Below are 15559 nucleotides of genomic sequence, written 5' to 3' on the forward strand. Positions count from 1 at the left end.
AGGGCAACCCTTTAGAGCCTGCCCCGAACTTGATTCGGGGGTTGCTTGATGCAAGGCTAAAGCCTTGCCCTACATGTAAAAATATTTTGTGCGTTTGTATTAATTTTAATATTTACACATTTTTTTGATTATTTATTTAATTATGAATAAATTAAAAATCTAATTATGTAAGTTATTAATTTATAATAATTTATAAAGCTTTATTTATCAATCATTTATAAAGGCACAAGTTTCTGTGCACATGGTAAAAAAATCAAGACAGATTTAGAATGTAAAATTTTTTCAACAAGTTTTTCCACAGGTATTTCCACAGATTTTGTGAAAAACTTTTTTGAATTAATTCAATGTAAATAATTATTTTCCAAGCCAGTATTTGTTCATCGAGGGAATTTTTGTCCACCTCTCTCCATCCCAGTACTCAAGATTGTATTTATAATTTTCCAATTCATCAGTAAAATCCTCAATGATTTCATAAGACTTCAGCTCAATCATTTTACTCATAAAATGGTCACTGAACTGGATTTTTTTTAATCTAAAATTGAAATCAAAATAATAATGTAAACAACAGTTAATGCCCTCTCCTGTGTATTCATCCACAACAACTTCAATTTCTTTATTTTCCCTTATTAAAGAGATAGATTCAACCTTATTTCTGACCCTGAAGCTCTTATTAAGTGAACTCCTTGGAAATAAAAGATAATATTTTTCTTTTCCTCTGTCCATTCCGAGAAATTTATACCTGGATGCCTGGTCTTGGGGAGAAGCTCCTTTTATCTTTCTAACATCCAGAACAACAAGAACTGCCCTTTTGTAACCGTTATTCTGACCTCCTAAGATAATCTCTTTTTCTCCATCTCCATCTAAATCCTCAACCAAAAAAGTTTTCTCACTTCCCACATGTCCTGAGTTCCAGTATTCTCCGATCAGTTTCCCATCGATGTTCAGGAAAGATATCTGGCAGGGATACCAAGGAGATTGGGTAGATACTAAAATTATGTTTTTTTCTCCATTTTTTCTTTCAATAACTTTAATTGAGTTTATCATATAATGAAATGAGAATTCTTCATTTTGTGTTCTCAAACCTTTTCTCCCTGGAAAATACCTCCACAGCTCCTTTCCTGAATTATTAAGACATACAATGAAAGATGTTATATGTTCCTGAGTTTTAGTAAACAGGGGAAAGAGAAGCTCTTTTTTCCTGTCACCATTTAAGTCTATAAATAATGGCAAATGTTTCTCAGCACCGGAATACCTGCCTTCTTCCAGATCAACTTCAAACTCCTTCTTCCAGAGTGTTTGATTATAAATGTTTAGAACTTTTAAATTATTTCCTTTAACTTCTATTTCTTTTGGCTTCCTATTTTTCCAGAAATGGTATTGAGGGTTATTGCTTAAAAATATCCATGTTAATAATATAAACGATAGAAAAATTAATATCGCTCCAAATCTTAGCCCTATAGATGATTTTGATAAAAAATATTTAATCCATTTACTACTTTTTATCTTAATAATCTTTTTATTTCTTAAAATGTCAAAAAGATTTTTCACAAAGATCAGTTCCAGTTTTCTCATCGGATACCGGGATTGGAGAGAAAACAAATAAGAGAGTGCCTGAAAATTATTTTCAAAAGGAAGAACTATGCATCTTAAATTTGAAAAAAAAGCTCCTTCAATCTTAAGTTTAAGCGTTCCTTCAGGAAATCTTTCAAAATTTCCTTCCTGATCAAGTTCTCCAGATACAGCTGAATTAAATTTGAATCTGTAATAATTTTTCTCGTTGTTTAATATTAAAAAATTGTTCAGGGCTAAAAGAGCTGCACCTGCTGAAAGGCTCTTTCCTGTATACATAAAACTTTTATTTAAAAAGGAATAGGAGATAGATAATGGAGTTGGGTTTTTCTTTTTTATCTTTTTATAAATTTTTTCTCCCACTACAACAGAATCTGAAACAATAAGTTCCAGCTCATTTTTTAAAGAAGGAGAGACATTATAGAATCTGACCACATTCTGCCCTCCTTCAGAAAAGATTAATTTTCCGTAAGAATTTAATTTTTCAGAGCGAGGGTAAGATGAGATTTCAGGCAGGTTTAATTTTTCGATTAAGAGACAATTTATCTGATTTTCACTTTCTCCTTCTTCGATCTCCCTCCATTCCTCATAAATTTCATCTATTTCTGACTCAAATTGTTTTGTTATTAAAGAAAAAGATTCTCTGAAGTTCAAAAACATCTCATAATTTGATTCTACACTTTTAGATGAATTATTAATCGCTTTCTTTATGATATTTTCTAATTCTTCAGAAAATAATAATTTCTTTTCAAGATAATCATTAAGTTTCTCTACATATTCTAATGGAGTGATGTTTTCAGAATTCAATATTTCTTTTCTCAATATCAAACATCTAAGTCCTTTCTCCATCTCTCCGAGATAAAAATAAATTTTAGATAAATCAAACAAAACCTTAGTGGCTGAATTTTTAATTTTATTTCTATCATAATCAATGTAAGTATTTAAATTCGCCAATATATTCAGAATTTCTATCAACCTTTCAGGTGAAATATGTTCAAGAGCGGCTCTCTCTGCACAGGAAAAATAAAGAGGAGCATACTGAATTACAAAAGACTTGATTAAATTTCTGTTGAACTCAAATATTTTCTTAAAATACACGATTAGTATTTCCAATCTTAATCTATCATCTGTAATTGAATTAAAATATGAGTAAGTTTGATTTGAAATTTTTTCTAACTCAAACAAAATTGGCTTCTTATTCGCCATTAATTAGAATTTTACCATATTTTTTAAATTTGACTAAGAAATAGTTAAAGGATAAAATTTTTAAGCAGCCGGAGTGGCGAAATTGGCAGACGCACGAGACTCAAAATCTCGGGTCCCCTCAGGCGGACGTGAGGGTTCGACTCCCTCCTCCGGCATTTTCAAATCTATAAGCTGTGAATATAGCAAACGGAATAATTTCTGTTACGCAATCACCCCTCACCACCCCTCTCCCCTCATAGGAGAGAGGAAAAAGGTGAGGGGTCATACTGAGAATGTAATAAAACCTTTTGCGTTTGTATTAGTTGATTATTAAATTGTAAAAAATTATTGTTGTGTCACATAAGAATAAGGATAGGTATTTAAGTGATACAACACTAGGAAAATAGAAAATACTCGAGAAAATAATAAGCGGAAATTTTAGTTTTTTTTAAAGCCCAGGGAAATATTCTTCTACCTCGTAAGGGCTGACCTCTTTTTCAAATCTTCTACCCACAGCCTTCTCATACCTTTCCCATTCAATTTCTTTGTTCTGAATGATCTTTTTATGAATATGCTCACCAAGGGTTTCCTTTGCCAGTTTACTCCCTTTTAATAATTCTAATGCCTCTTTTAGATTTCTTGAAAGTGTTTCAATTCTTGCTTCTTTCATTTCTTCTTCACCCATGTGGTAAATGTCCTTTTCTTGAGGAGGGAGAAGTTCTAAGTTTTCTTTAATTCCTTCTGTTCCAGCTGCCTGAATAATAGCCAGTGCCAAATAGATATTGCAAGCAGGATCAGGACTTCTTAATTCAATCCGCATCGAGTTTTCCATTCCTGATCGATACTCAGGGACTCTAATGTAGGCGGATCTGTTTCTCATTCCCCAAGCCATATAAACAGGAGCTTCATACCCTGGAACAAGCCTTTTATAAGAATTTACCCATTGATTTAATATTACTTGAATTTCCTTTCCATATTTGATTAAACCCATCATGAATCTCTTGGCAAGCTCTGAGATTTTCCCATCTTGGAAGAATAGATTTCTCTCTCCCTTCCACAATGATAGATGTAGATGAAGTCCATTCCCACAAAGCCCTGTAATTGGTTTTGGCATAAAAGAGACAAAAAGACCTGACTTTCTGGCCACCCTTTTCAGCACATATTTTGTCAATATTACCGAGTCAGCCATTGTTAAGGCATCGGAAAAACTTATGTCAATCTCATGCTGGCTTGGAGCTACCTCATGATGATCGCATTCAATATCGATTCCCATCTCCTTTAAATAGAGCATGGCTGCCTTCCTGATCTCTCCCCATTTTCCTCCATGGAAATAACCACCATGGTCTAAAAGCTTAGGAGCATCTTCATTCTCAAAGATAAAGAATTCAAGCTCTGGACCAGCAAAGAGCTCCCCGAAATCCTTATTTTTTTCTAAAGTTTTCTTTAAAATATAGCGGGAATCACCTGCGAAATGTTCACCTCGTGGGGTAAAGATATCACCAAAAACAACAGCCTCTCTCCATACCAAACCAGAAAACTCATAGCCCCAGGGTAAAATCCTAAAAGTCTTTGGATCAGGAACAATATTCAAATCTGACTCTTCTATTCTGGCGAATCCTTCCACAGAACTTCCGTCAAACCCTTTCCCATTCTCAAAGGCAGACTCTATCTCCTCTGAAGGAATGCAAAAGCTCATCTCTCTTCCCAAAACATCAGGAAAGATTATTCGGACAAATCTAACATCTTTATCTTCCCTCAAAAAATACAATACTTCCTTTTCGCTTTGAAAATTAAAATTTTTCATTATACCTCCTGTAATAACTTTTGAACGGAAGGCTCACCGCAATCCCGCCCCTTCAGGGCGGGTTAAGGAGAGCAATATTAATGAAAAAATACCTTGCCGTCGAAGAATCCCCGCCATAATAAATGGCGGGATTCTTCAAATAGGGAAAACCCTTCGAAATAATCAATTCTAAGGATACGATTCTATCTAAAATTCAAGATAAAAGAAAGCCAAAGAACTAATTTCTTGACAATTATTTTATCAGGAAGTATTAAAATAGAAGCTGTAAGTTTGATAAGGAGGTTGGAAACATGAAAAGGATAAGTTTCTTTATGGGAACCCTTCTAACTTTATATTCTCCTCTCTTCGCTATTCAGGAAGTCCGCTTACTAAGACAGCCCAATACCAATGGAGCAGAAATCGTTTTCGTATATGGAGGAGACTTATGGACTGTACCAATAAATGGTGGAGAAGCTCGCAGGTTGACTGCCCATCCAGGAATGGAGTCTTCGCCTAAGTATTCGCCGGATGGAAAATATATAGCTTTTACGGGTCACTATGATGGAAATATGGATGTCTTTGTTATCCCAGCTCTGGGAGGAGATCCAAGAAGGCTGACATATCATCCTGATAATGATCTGGTCGAAGGGTGGACTCCAAATGGCGAAAAGATACTATTCAGATCCACACGTTATAGCTATAGCAGATTCAGTAGGTTATTCGCAGTAGATTCCGCAGGGGGTTTTCCTAAGCCTCTGCCAATGCCTATGGCTGAGATGGGGTCTTTTTCTCCTGATGGAACCCATATTGCTTATACCCCCCTCCGAAATGCCTTCGACACCTGGAAAAAATACAAGGGAGGAAGAACTACTCCTATCTGGGTCTTCAATCTAAAGGATTTCTCCTATATGGAGATTCCCCATGAAAATGCAAGCGACACCTTCCCGATGTGGATAGGAGAAACCATCTATTTTCTCTCTGACAGAAATGGCACCATGAATCTGTTTTCATATGATTTAAAATCTAAAAAAGTAAATCAAGTCACAAATCATGAAACCTTTGATATCAAATGGGCTTCAGAAGGAGGAGGAATAATTGTCTACGAATGTGAGGGCTACATCTACACATTTAATCCATCCTCAGGAAAACTAAAAAAGATAAGCATCTCTGTTTCAAGCGATTTAATAGATACACGCCCCAGATTCATTAAGGTAGCGGAACAGATAAGGAATTTTGATTTATCACCTACTGGAGTAAGGGTAACCTTTGAAGCCCATGGAGAGATTCTCACTGTTCCAGCTAAAAAAGGTGATATTAGAAATCTTACAGAGGAACCCGGTTCTTGTGAGCGTTATCCTTCATGGTCACCCGATGGGCAATCTATTGCTTACCTATCGGACACTTCTGGAGAATATAAGCTTTATATAATAGACCAGAAAGGAGAAAAGGATCCAATCCAAATTAAATTAGGAAAGACTGCCTTTTACTATTCGCCTATCTGGTCACCTGATGGAAAAAAGATTGCCTATACCGATAACCAACTCAATCTTTACTACCTTGACCTTTCTAAAAAGAAACCGATCCTTATTGATATTGATACCTATTCTGCCCCCGAACGGTCAATGGATCCAGTCTGGTCACCCGACAGCAAATGGATTGCCTATGCCAAGCGCCTCGATAACCACTTTAGAGCGATATTCCTTTACTCTTTAGAGAATTACAAGAAATTTCAAATCACCGATGGAATGAGTGATGCTATCTTCCCAACATTCGACAAAAATTGTAAATATCTTTATTTTTCCGCCAGCACAGACGCAGGTCCCTCCATTGCTTGGCTTGACCTTTCCTCTTACAATCAAAGATTCACTCGCAATATATATGTCGTGGTCTTGAGAAAGGATTTACCTTCTCCCTTTGCTCCTGAGAGTGATGAGGAGAAGAAAGAGGAAAAGCCTGAGAAAAAAGAAGAGAAAAAATCTGAAAAGAAACCAGAATCTTCTAAGGAAGAAAAGGTTGAATTCAGGATTGATTTAGAAAATATAGATCAAAGGATTTTGGCACTGCCAGTTCCTGCCAGGCAATATTCCCAACTCTTAACTGCTACCGATGAGATTCTCTTTTACCTTGTGTATAAGCCTGATAGCCGGGACTACACACTCTATCGGTTCGATATGAAAGAGAGAAAGGATGAAGTATTTTTAGAGAACTTGAATGGATATGATATCTCCCATGATGGTAAGAAGCTTCTCTATGTTTCAAAGAAAACATGGGGGATTGTGGATACATCAGGAAAGGTTAAGGTAGGCGACGGAAAGATTAATACTGAGGGAATGGAGGTTAGGATTGATCCAAAGGCCGAATGGAAACAGATGTTCGATGAAGCTTGGAGGATTAACCGTGATTTCTTCTACGACCCCAATATGCATGGGGTTGATTGGGTTATGATTAAGGAAAGATATTCTAAGTTTCTTCCTTATGTTGCCCATAGAAGCGACCTTACGTATCTGATCGGAGAAATGATAGGCGAATTGCATGTTGGTCATGCTTATGTAGGTGGAGGAGAGTATCCAAAGGTGAAGGTTGTTCCTGTAGGTCTTCTTGGAGCGGATTACGAGATTATAAACGATCGCTATCGAATTAAAAAGATCTATAGCGGCCTTAATTGGAATCCTGATCTTCGTGCACCTCTTACAGAGCCAGGCGTCAATGTCAATGTGGGAGATTATATACTAAGGGTGAATGGAAGAGAGCTTAAATTTCCCACCAATATTTATAGCCTCTTTGAAAAGGCCGCAGGAAAGCAAGTTATATTAACAGTGAATTCAAAGCCAGAAGAGGAAGGGAGTAGAACTGTTACAGTAGTTCCTATTGAAAGCGAAATGGCTCTTCGCAACCGTGATTGGGTTGAGGGAAATCTCAAAAAGGTTGAAAAACTATCCAATGGAAAGGCAGGATATGTTTATTTACCAAACACCTCGGTTGCGGGTTATACCTATTTTAACCGATATTTCTTTGCCCAGTTAGGAAAAGAAGCCCTTGTTATTGATGAGAGATTTAATGGGGGAGGTTATGCCGCTGATTACATTATTGATATGCTTGATCGTCCTCTTTTAAACTGCTGGGCAACAAGGGATGGAAAAGATTTTACAACCCCTGTTGGCTCAATATTCGGTCCAAAAGTTATGATTATAAATGAATATGCAGGTTCAGGCGGAGATGCTTTGCCTCTCTATTTTAAGCGAAGAAACTTAGGAAAGCTTGTAGGTAAAAGAACATGGGGAGGTCTTATAGGAATTTATGATTATCCTTCTTTGATGGATGGAGGATTTGTCACTTCGCCTCGAGTAGCCATCTGGAATCCTAAAGGAGAATGGGAGGTTGAAAATATAGGTGTTTTCCCTGATATTGAGGTGGAGATGTCCCCTGCTGAAGTTATCTCTGGTTCTGACCCCCAACTGGAAAAGGCGGTGCAAGTAGCCCTTGAAGAACTTAATAAAAACCCATTGCCAAAATTAAATCGTCCTTCCTATCCGGTTAAGAAGTAGAACTCCATTGGAATTTAAGTTTGCTCAAAAACAAAGAAAAAGTTAATGAATTGAAGAAATAAAAAACTTATTTGTTTGAAGGTGCAAGGGCTTGTCTTGTTGAGAATTCTGGAGGAATGAATAGTTGAATTCCTTGATAATATGAGATAGAATTAATACAAAGGAAAATAATCAAAATGAGCGGATTGGATTTAAAGAATCGATTTAAATCAGGCTCTCCCCTTGCTGACAGGATGAGACCTCGAAGCTTCGAAGAAGTTTTTGGTCAGGAACATCTCACCAGAAAAGGTAAAATACTCGATAGAATAATAAGTGGAAATCTTACAATCTCTCTTATTTTCTGGGGTCCTGCAGGTTGTGGAAAAACATCAATTGCAAAAATATTAGCAGAAAAATTAAATTTCCCCTCAATGTTTTTCAGTGCTGTTCTTTCAGGAATTAAAGAGGTTAAAAAAGTCATGGAAGAAAGCCAGAGTCAGAAAAAAATGTTTGGAAAACCTACAATTATATTTATCGATGAAATACATCGGTTTAACAAAGCTCAGCAGGATGCATTCCTTCCTTATGTGGAGAAAGGCGAAATAATTTTATATGGTTCAACAACTGAAAATCCTTCTTTTGAAATAATATCTCCTCTTCTTTCAAGAGTTGAGGTTCTTGTTCTTTATCCTCTGAATGAAGAATCTCTAAAAAAAATCATTGAGAATGCTCTAAATGATGAGGAAAGAGGCCTTGGAAACTTAGGGCTTAAAATCGAAGAAAACGCCCTTGAAAATTTAATTATCTACTCAAATAAAGATGCTCGAAGAGCATTGAACTATCTTGAAATTGCCTCAGAAATATCCATATCCTTCGGGTCAAAAACCATAAACTCAGACATATTAAAAGAAGCAATTCAAAAAAGAGTTTTTATTTACGACAAGGCTGGAGAAGAACATTACAATCTGATTTCTGCCCTTCATAAAAGCCTTAGAAACTCTGACCAGGATGCATCTCTCTATTGGCTTGCAAGAATGTTGAAAGCTGGAGAAGATCCTCTTTATATTGCAAGAAGGCTTATAAGATTTGCAGTAGAAGACATAGGACTTGCAGACCCCCAGGCATTAACTGTAGCGCTTAACGCAAAGGAAACATACGATTTTGTGGGCTCCCCTGAGGGTGAACTTGCTCTTGCTGAGGCTGTCGTATATTTAGCCTCTGCACCAAAGAGTAATTCTGTTTATGAGGCATTTAATAATGTCTCAGAGGATGTGGAAAAAACAATTCATGAACCTGTTCCTCTCCATATTAGAAATCCAGTTACTCCTTTGATGAAAAAAGTAGGATATGGGAAAAATTATAAGTATGCCCATGATTTTGAAGAGAAAACTACAGATATGGAAACCCTTCCTGAAAAACTGAAAGGAAAAAAATGGTATAGGCCAGGAGAACTTGGCTTTGAAAAAGAAATAAAAAAACGAATTGAGTGGTGGGAGAGTATAAAGAAAAAAATCTAATCCACCTATCTCTCTTTTTCCTTTGTAATAATTTTTTATATAAAAAAATCGAAAAATAAAATGAGAGAAGAAAATTGCAATTTTATTGACAGAATTATAAAAATAATGTATGTTTAATATGTATAATTTTTATGTATTTAAAGGATGGCAAAATGAATAAAACAACAGTGGTAATTAATGAAAAATTACTGGAGAGTGCTATAAAGATTGCAGGTGTGAAATCTAAAAGGGAAGCAATAGAAGCAGGTCTTCGAGAGCTAATCAGAGTTAAAAATCGAGAACTTTTTCGAAAGGAGCTTGGAACTTTTGATATTGAGATTTCTCTAAAAGACTTAGAAAAATTGAGAAGAAATGAATAATCTGGTAATAGTGGATACTTCAGCGTGGATTTTTGCTTTGAGAAAAAATTATAATCTAAAAATAAAAAATAGGATTGAACAATTGCTAAGGGATAATGAAATTGCTATTATTCCCATTATAAAGCTCGAACTTCTGGCTGGTACAAGAACTGAGAAAGAGTTTTCTCGGTTAAAAATGAGATTGGATGCTCTAACGCAGGTTGAAATCGATGAGGAGAAATGGCAAGAAGCTTATAAAATAGCATTTCAATTAAGGAGAAAAGATATTGATATTCCTTTTATAGATATTATTATAATCTCTTGCGCTAAAATAGTAGGAGCTCTGATAGTTCATGCGGATAAACATTTTGACCTTGTAGGAAAATATATAGATCTAAAATTACAAAGTTATGCATCCGAATTAATTTAATTAACTCAATTCATGGAATTAAATTTAATCTAAAATTCTTTATTCATTTTTCCTATGTCATAAAAATGCAAAAAATAAGATCTGACCCCAATTTTTGCATGGCGAGGAGAGCTGAGCGAAGGGGATGGTTGGCCTCTTCGGTACAAAACAGACAGCCCAATAATTGTTGACGGATAAAGTGTAAAATAATAAACTAAATCTTCCTGAGGAAGGAGAAGCGTAATGGAAAAGGTAGAATTTGGAATCATAGGTGGAAGCGGGTTCTATCAAATCGATGGGTTAACTGATTTAAAGGAGGTAAAATTAGAGACGCCCTTTGGCTCTCCATCTGACTCTTACTTTATTGGAACTCTTGAAGGAAGAAAGGTTGCTTTTCTTTCAAGACATGGAAGAGGACATAAACATATCCCCTCAGATGTTAATTTCAGAGCAAACATCTATGGGTTTAAAATGTTAGGAACAGAAAGAATAATATCCATGAGTGCCGTTGGCTCTATGAAAGAAGAAATAAAAATTCTCGATATTGTAATAATCGACCAGTATATTGACAGAACTTACAGAAGACAGAACACCTTTTTTGGAAATGGAATTGCAGGTCATATAAGTTTCGCCCATCCGATATGCCCTGTTATCGCAGATTATCTATATAAGGCGACTGAAAAATTAAACCTTCCCGTTCACGAAGGAGGCATATATTTATGCATAGAAGGGCCCCAATTTTCATCTAAAGCTGAATCATTTCTTTACAGGTCATGGGGAGTAGATGTAATAGGTATGACAAATGCAACTGAAGCTAAACTGGCAAGAGAGGCTGAGATGTGTTATGCGACCATTGCAATGTCAACAGATTACGATTGCTGGCATGAAAGTGAGGAAGCAGTAAACGTTGAAATGCTGATTGAAAACCTAAATAAAAACGCTCAGAACGCCAAGAGAATAATCAAAGAGGCTCTCAAGATTATTCCCATAGAAAGAACTGGGTGTGAATGCAAGGATGCCTTGAAAACTTCCCTTATAACCAGAGCTGATTTAATTCCTCAGGAAACAAAGGAAAAAGTGGAATTGATAATAAAAAAATACATAAAATGACACTCCTTGTTGCTGGATCAGTTGCTTTCGACACAGTTGAAACGCCTTATGGAAAAAGAGAAGATATATTAGGTGGTTCTGCAACTTACTTTGCTTTGTCAGCAAGATTTTTTACAAAGCCAAGAATCGTAGCTGTAGTGGGAACCGATTTTGATGAAAAGTATTTAAACCTGTTTAAAAAAAATGGAATTGACATTCAGGGACTTGAGATAAAGGAAGGCAAAACATTCAGATGGTCAGGGGTTTACAGTGATGATTTGAACAGAAGAACAACTCTTAGAACAGATTTAAATGTTTTTGAAAAATTTTCTCCAGAGCTAAAAGATGAGTTAGCAAAATCAACAACAATTTTTCTGGCCAATATTCAGCCTGACCTCCAGCTTAAAATTTTAGAACAAATGAAAAATCCGAAAATAATAGCTCTTGATACCATGAATCACTGGATTACAGGACAGAAAGATTTTCTCATCGAAGCAATTGAACAATCGAACATTTTTTTTGTAAATGATGAGGAAGCTTTTCTTTTATCAGGAGAGCGAAATGCAGCTAAAGCTTGTAAAAAAATTATGAATTGGGGACCTGAAATAATAATATATAAAAAGGGAGAACATGGGTCGATTATTTTTTATAAAGACAAAGTTTTTGCAATTCCAGGATTTCCTGTTGAAGATGCAAAAGATCCTACAGGAGCTGGAGATTCTTTTGCAGGAGGTCTCCTCGGGTTTATTGATATGCAGGGAGAATTGAACTGGGAAATAATTAAAAAAGGAGCTGTATGGGGAACTATAATTGCTTCATTTACCGTGGAAGATTTTGGACCTGAAAAACTTTTAAATATAGATAAGAATAACTTAAAAGACAGGTTAAATCAGTTTCGGAAGATGACTTATTTTTAGCATGGAAAATATTCTTAGATTAAAAGAAAGAAAACTTGCAAAAATACTGAAAAATATGGGTTCAATTTTAGTGGCTTTCTCCGGTGGGGTAGACAGTTCATTCCTCCTTGCTTTTAGTCGCAGAGTATTGGGGAATAAAAATGTCCTTGGAGTCACGACAATCAGTGAAGTTGAGTCTGAAGATGAAATTAGGGAGGCAAAAAAAATTGGAGAAAAACTCAATGTGAAACATATTATCTATAAATATTCTGCGCTTGAAAATCCTGAGTTTGTAAAAAACCCTCCCAACAGGTGTTATTTTTGTAAAACTGACATATATAAATCTCTTCTGAAAATTGCTGAAGAGAATAACATCAAATGGGTCGCTGATGGATCTCATTCAGATGATATAAGAGATGGAAGACCTGGGTTGAAAGCTTTAAAAGAAATGAATATAAGAAGTCCCCTTGCAGAAGCAGGCCTGAAGAAAGAAGAAATAAGAAAGCTCTCAAAAAAGATGAATCTTCCCACCTGGAACAAACCTGCAAATCCATGCCTTTCTTCGAGAATTCCATTTGGTACACCAATAACAGAAGAAGCAATATCAAGGATAGATAAAGGAGAGAGATTTTTAAAATCATTAGGATATAAAGTATTCAGATTAAGGGATCACTTTCCAATTGCAAGGATTGAAATTGAAAAAAAAGAATTTCAAAAAATCCTTAAAAAACCAGGATTATCAAAAAAAATTGTGGACTTCATGAAATCCCTTGGATACACTTATATAACTCTTGACCTTGAAGGCTATAGAAGCGGAAGCCTTGAAGAAACTTTAAATAAGAATTTATCCTTACACTCATCAGAACAAAAATAGTAATCTTTTCCATTTATTACTTTGTGAATTGCATCCTCCTTTGGAAGATAGGTATTACAAACCTCATCCTTTACCATCTCTCTCCTTTCTCTTATGTGCTTTCTTACCTTCTCTTTCCTTTCAGGAAAAAAAATTTGTTTCAATATGAGCCATCCTATATACACAAGAATTAGAAAAAATATAAATCTTATTACAAACCTCATTTATTCTCTAACTTAACCATTCCTGCAATTTCCAGCACTTTAATATAATTTTCCACATCCTTTAAGTCAAGAGATCCGTATTCGGCACTCACGGCATTTCTTATGTCAAGTATGCTTCTTTTTCCATCGATGAAATTTCTTACTTCAAACTCTGCTGCTCCCAGATTGTATTTTGGAAGGTCTTTTTTATCTTTGAGTTGTTCCCTGAATGTAAAGAAATTAAAAAAACCCTGCATTTTTTCTGTTCTGACTGGAATTATTTTACCCAATCTATTCTCTTCAGCTGAAAGAGTGAGTTTTTTCATTTCTACATTCCTGAGTTTTCCAAGGAAAATATAATGATTCTTTAAATCCTCATTCAATGATAAACCTTTAGTTTTTAAACTTTCTATTTTACTTTTCAAGTATAAATTCAAGCCCTTATTTCCTTTTATAAAGAATGAAACTGAATTCAACGCTTCAGACTCTCTAATTATAGCCTGTTTCAGAATATTATCTGCTTCTTTATAATTTAAAAAAAGTTCCTCTGGTCTACTATCATTCAGCAATTGAAATGCCCTCCGGATTTCCTCTCCGATCCTTAACAAGGCTCTTCCATATACCTCTCCGATTATTTTTAAAACCTCATCATCTGAGGCATTGGCTAAGAATAAGGCTGCAGCAACTCCAACAAAAGCAACCCTTTTTAACTGGGTAGAGTCTGATTTATCAGGAGTATCTCCGCTTGTATGGTACCACATATCCGGCCAGGCAATTAGCATAACTCCTGGAATCCTTATGCCTCCATCCACAAAAACAATATGATCTGAAGCACCATAGAATTTATCTATTTTGTAATAGAAAGAATCTCTGCTTCCAGTTGGAGAGATTATCGGTTTCAGCATCTTCGCGTATCCATCACCTCTATATTCAATGCTGATTCTATTTGTCATTCCTACCCATTCGATTATATTCTCAAGAACATCATTCAAATAACTCGGAATTGAATATGGAGTCCTTTTTATCGAAAAGAAGGAATAATTCTTGTGTAGAGCTTCTCCAACCATATCTTCATTTATGCTTGCAAATATTTTTTTCTTTATTTCAGGGTATTTATTTAAATAAGCAATGGTTCCAGAAATCTCTGGAATGAATAAGAATCTGATCGAACGTTTAAGAGGCTTAATTTTTCCTTTGTCGATAAGTTTGTGAATGGTCCTTGCAGTTTCAAGAATTGCGACACATCCACTTGCATTGTCATTTGCTCCCTGCTTCGCATATCCTTCAAATAGATGAGCTGTGAAAATTAATTCTTCGTCAGGATATTCACTCCCTTTAATCAAAGCCACCACTCCTTCATCATGATAGGGAACCATGTCAGTTTTACACAAAGCTCGCACTTTTATCTTTACCCCTTTCTCAAGTATATTCCTCAATTCGTTCCCCATTCTTGTTGATACCATAAAAGCAAAGGTGTCTTTCGGCTGGACTTTTTCATCAGTTGTTACCATTCTTCTTCCTCCTATGCCAGACCATCCTACCTGATCAGGGTCAAATTCAGGATGACTTGAGGAATAAGCTACAATTCCAAGTGCTCCATATTTATCAACCGCAAAAAATTTTGCACTACCTGGAGATCCATTAACCAGAACAATTTTATCTTTTACATCTTTTCCCTCATAATAAGATTCCTTATTCCCTGGACCTACATAAATAAGCTCTGCAGTGACATCAGATGTGACACTTCCTGAAGCAAGACATGCAGGAACATCATTTAAATCTATCAACTTCTTCTTTTCTGGCTCAAACATCCATAATTCTGCGCTCTCCGCATCCCAGGTTTTTTTCTCACCTGTTGAGAAAAAATCTGGAAGTTCAACGATGTATGACTCTCTAATTCCATATTCGTGAAGTTTTTTGAGGATAAATTCTGATTCAAAGTAATGAGTTCTATACTCCTCAGGTAGTCTATTTCTGTTCACTCCAGTAAGAATTATCTCATTCTGAAGGGCAATATCTCCTGAAACTTCATTTATAATATCATTGATTAACTCCTCGGGTAATAGGGTTGTATATTCCGATCCAAAGTGGCCATCGATTCCGATTCAAACCGGCCACTGATTCTGATTGAAAGTGGCCACCCATTCCGATTTATTCCGGCCACTTTTTCGATGAAATCAGAATTTGAAAAAG

At 35.7% G+C, this 15559-nt stretch carries 11 protein-coding genes and 1 tRNA gene; 8 read left to right on the forward strand and 4 right to left on the reverse strand.

Translation table 11 applies throughout. The annotated features are described in order from the left end of the window. Positions 1 to 354: 354 nt before the first annotated feature. The gene (locus tag AB1410_01555) at positions 355 to 2775 is read right to left on the reverse strand and encodes a hypothetical protein (GenBank protein MEW6455387.1); all 2421 of its coding nucleotides are present in this window, start codon (positions 2773 to 2775) and stop codon (positions 355 to 357) included. Between the two features lie 67 nt (positions 2776 to 2842). On the opposite strand from AB1410_01555, the gene AB1410_01560 reads away from it, so the two are divergent. After that, positions 2843 to 2930, forward strand: a tRNA-Leu gene (locus tag AB1410_01560). Between the two features lie 272 nt (positions 2931 to 3202). Here AB1410_01560 and AB1410_01565 read toward each other — a convergent pair. Further along, positions 3203 to 4558: a glutamine synthetase family protein gene (locus tag AB1410_01565; GenBank protein MEW6455388.1), complete on the reverse strand. Its 1356-nt coding sequence runs from the start codon at positions 4556 to 4558 to the stop codon at positions 3203 to 3205. Positions 4559 to 4848: 290 nt separating this feature from the next. Between AB1410_01565 and AB1410_01570 the strand changes: the two genes are divergently transcribed. The 7 genes from AB1410_01570 (at position 4849) to larE (ending at position 13184) form a co-directional block, all read left to right on the forward strand. Further along, positions 4849 to 8082 carry a PDZ domain-containing protein gene (locus AB1410_01570; GenBank protein ID MEW6455389.1) on the forward strand — a complete coding sequence of 1078 codons (3234 nt, stop codon included), beginning with the start codon at positions 4849 to 4851 and terminating at the stop codon, positions 8080 to 8082. Between the two features lie 176 nt (positions 8083 to 8258). After that, positions 8259 to 9578 carry a replication-associated recombination protein A gene (locus tag AB1410_01575; GenBank protein ID MEW6455390.1) on the forward strand — a complete coding sequence of 440 codons (1320 nt, stop codon included), beginning with the start codon at positions 8259 to 8261 and terminating at the stop codon, positions 9576 to 9578. Between the two features lie 152 nt (positions 9579 to 9730). Next, positions 9731 to 9937, forward strand: a complete 207-nt coding sequence (locus tag AB1410_01580; protein ID MEW6455391.1) for a type II toxin-antitoxin system VapB family antitoxin — start codon at positions 9731 to 9733, stop codon at positions 9935 to 9937. Next, positions 9930 to 10346 (forward strand): PIN domain-containing protein, encoded by a 417-nt coding sequence (locus AB1410_01585; GenBank protein ID MEW6455392.1) that lies wholly within the window; start codon positions 9930 to 9932, stop codon positions 10344 to 10346. Before AB1410_01580 ends, AB1410_01585 begins: the two co-directional genes overlap by 8 nt. A 222-nt stretch (positions 10347 to 10568) precedes the next feature. Continuing rightward, entirely contained in the window at positions 10569 to 11435 is an 867-nt protein-coding gene (mtnP, locus tag AB1410_01590; GenBank protein ID MEW6455393.1) for an S-methyl-5'-thioadenosine phosphorylase, read from the forward strand. Then, entirely contained in the window at positions 11432 to 12331 is a 900-nt protein-coding gene (locus AB1410_01595; GenBank protein MEW6455394.1) for a PfkB family carbohydrate kinase, read from the forward strand. The genes mtnP and AB1410_01595 overlap by 4 nt, the downstream gene beginning before the upstream one ends. Position 12332: 1 nt before the next feature. Continuing rightward, a complete protein-coding gene (larE, locus tag AB1410_01600; protein ID MEW6455395.1) occupies positions 12333 to 13184 on the forward strand; it encodes an ATP-dependent sacrificial sulfur transferase LarE in 852 nt (283 codons plus the stop codon). On the opposite strand, the gene AB1410_01605 is transcribed toward larE, so the two are convergent. Further along, positions 13115 to 13387 carry a YHS domain-containing protein gene (locus AB1410_01605; GenBank protein ID MEW6455396.1) on the reverse strand — a complete coding sequence of 91 codons (273 nt, stop codon included), beginning with the start codon at positions 13385 to 13387 and terminating at the stop codon, positions 13115 to 13117. The two genes, larE and AB1410_01605, sit on opposite strands and share 70 nt — an antisense overlap. Next, the gene (locus AB1410_01610) at positions 13384 to 15348 is read right to left on the reverse strand and encodes a DUF4910 domain-containing protein (GenBank protein MEW6455397.1); all 1965 of its coding nucleotides are present in this window, start codon (positions 15346 to 15348) and stop codon (positions 13384 to 13386) included. Before AB1410_01610 ends, AB1410_01605 begins: the two co-directional genes overlap by 4 nt. Positions 15349 to 15559 lie beyond the last annotated feature (211 nt).

It is taken from the genome of Acidobacteriota bacterium (assembly GCA_040756905.1).
Lineage (GTDB): Bacteria > Acidobacteriota > Aminicenantia > JBFLYD01 > JBFLYD01 > JBFLYD01.

Coding starts and splice junctions, on each gene's coding strand:
- AB1410_01605 (MEW6455396.1), bottom strand. CDS start 13,387: ATGAGGTTTGTAATAAGATTTATATTTTTTCTAATTCTTGTGTATATA.
- AB1410_01585 (MEW6455392.1), top strand. CDS start 9,930: ATGAATAATCTGGTAATAGTGGATACTTCAGCGTGGATTTTTGCTTTG.
- AB1410_01575 (MEW6455390.1), top strand. CDS start 8,259: ATGAGCGGATTGGATTTAAAGAATCGATTTAAATCAGGCTCTCCCCTT.
- AB1410_01565 (MEW6455388.1), bottom strand. CDS start 4,558: ATGAAAAATTTTAATTTTCAAAGCGAAAAGGAAGTATTGTATTTTTTG.
- AB1410_01570 (MEW6455389.1), top strand. CDS start 4,849: ATGAAAAGGATAAGTTTCTTTATGGGAACCCTTCTAACTTTATATTCT.
- AB1410_01595 (MEW6455394.1), top strand. CDS start 11,432: ATGACACTCCTTGTTGCTGGATCAGTTGCTTTCGACACAGTTGAAACG.
- AB1410_01555 (MEW6455387.1), bottom strand. CDS start 2,775: ATGGCGAATAAGAAGCCAATTTTGTTTGAGTTAGAAAAAATTTCAAAT.
- larE (MEW6455395.1), top strand. CDS start 12,333: ATGGAAAATATTCTTAGATTAAAAGAAAGAAAACTTGCAAAAATACTG.
- mtnP (MEW6455393.1), top strand. CDS start 10,569: ATGGAAAAGGTAGAATTTGGAATCATAGGTGGAAGCGGGTTCTATCAA.
- AB1410_01580 (MEW6455391.1), top strand. CDS start 9,731: ATGAATAAAACAACAGTGGTAATTAATGAAAAATTACTGGAGAGTGCT.